The 1,181-nt window shown below is 71.3% G+C and carries 2 protein-coding genes and 1 pseudogene; all 3 read right to left on the bottom strand.

Translation table 11 applies throughout. The features are described 5' to 3' along the window. Positions 1-306 (bottom strand): annotated as a pseudogene (locus tag BZY54_RS52595) (hypothetical protein); the annotation flags it as partial. Positions 307-677: 371 nt separating this feature from the next. Then, positions 678-935, bottom strand: a complete 258-nt coding sequence (rpsN, locus tag BZY54_RS54510; RefSeq protein WP_244217728.1) for a 30S ribosomal protein S14 — start codon at positions 933-935, stop codon at positions 678-680. After that, positions 902-1,123, bottom strand: a complete 222-nt coding sequence (locus BZY54_RS54515; protein WP_244217729.1) for a hypothetical protein — start codon at positions 1,121-1,123, stop codon at positions 902-904. Before BZY54_RS54515 ends, rpsN begins: the two co-directional genes overlap by 34 nt. Positions 1,124-1,181: the final 58 nt, after the last annotated feature.

A 1,181-nucleotide genomic window follows, 5' to 3' on the forward strand; every position in this document is an offset into this window, starting at 1 on the left:
CGGCCCATGGCTGTGGCTGTGCGCGTGTCCGTGACCGTCGGCGCCCTCTCCGGGGCCGTGGCCCTGCCCGGTGCCAGTCACTGTGGCACGCCCGTTGCCCATCGCGGGGGTGTGCCCGTGGCCTATGGCCGGAGAGGGCATCCGGCCCGCGTCGGCACCGGGTCCGTAGCCGGGGTGAGGTGCCGAGTCGGGGGGATGCCCGTACGCGTAGTCGTGGCCGTACTCGCTCGTTGGACCACCCCTGGGTTGGGGTTGGTTGCCGCCCCCGTTCCATTCTCCGGCGCTCTGCCGGTCAGCGGCTCCCATGCCGTCTCCCTCGCGGTTGTCGTCCGTCCCCCTTTGGAGCCGGGCCTGCGCGGCGGCTCTGCGGAAGGGTACGGGAACGGCTGGGTCGGGGTCTCAGCCCGATCATCGCGAGAACACCGGGGTCCTGTGTTCACCGTGTCTGCACCACGGACCTGTCCACGCTGAAGGCGCCCTTGCGAGTGCCATGCCGGTCCTCAACGCCCGGATCGGCGCGCCCCTCTGCTCGACATGACAGGGAGGAGCACCTGACGCCTCCCAGTGCGGGCACGCAGACAGCCGCAGGTAGCGCGGCGGTGCGGGGCCGGGCGGCGTGGTGGGAAGAGCCGCTGCGGTTGCGGTGCGGCCCTAAGGAGTGGGCGGATCGGGCGCGGTCACCAACTGCTCTTGGTCACGCCGGGGAGCTCGCCCGCGTGGGCCATTTCGCGTACGCGGATGCGGGACAGGCCGAAGGCGCGCAGGTGTCCGCGGGGGCGCCCGTCCACGGAGTCGCGGTTGCGCAGGCGGGTTGCGCTGGCGTCGCGGGGCTGTCGGCGCAGTTCCCTCTGGGCGGCGGTGCGCTCGTCATCGGATGTCCAGGGAGACGAGATGATCGCCTTCAGTTCGGCGCGGCGTGCAGCGTAGCGGGCCACGACGAGGCGTCGCTGCTCGTTCTTCGCGATCTTGCTCTTCTTCGTTCCCGGTAGGCGGCATCCAGCGTCGCGGTGTGCTGGGCGACCAGGCGCTGCACCATCGACTCGGCCGCGATCAGGACCTCGCCGGGCTTGATGGGTTCGGCCCAGGTGTCCATGTCGGTCCGCGGGGAGGCGGCCGTCGTCATGAGGGGTTCCTGTCATGTCCAGGCGTGGAAGGACTCGGGCAATCGGGTCTTCACCCGG

Origin of the sequence: Streptomyces carpinensis (genome assembly GCF_002154505.1) — a bacterium.
Taxonomy (GTDB): domain Bacteria; phylum Actinomycetota; class Actinomycetes; order Streptomycetales; family Streptomycetaceae; genus Streptomyces; species Streptomyces carpinensis.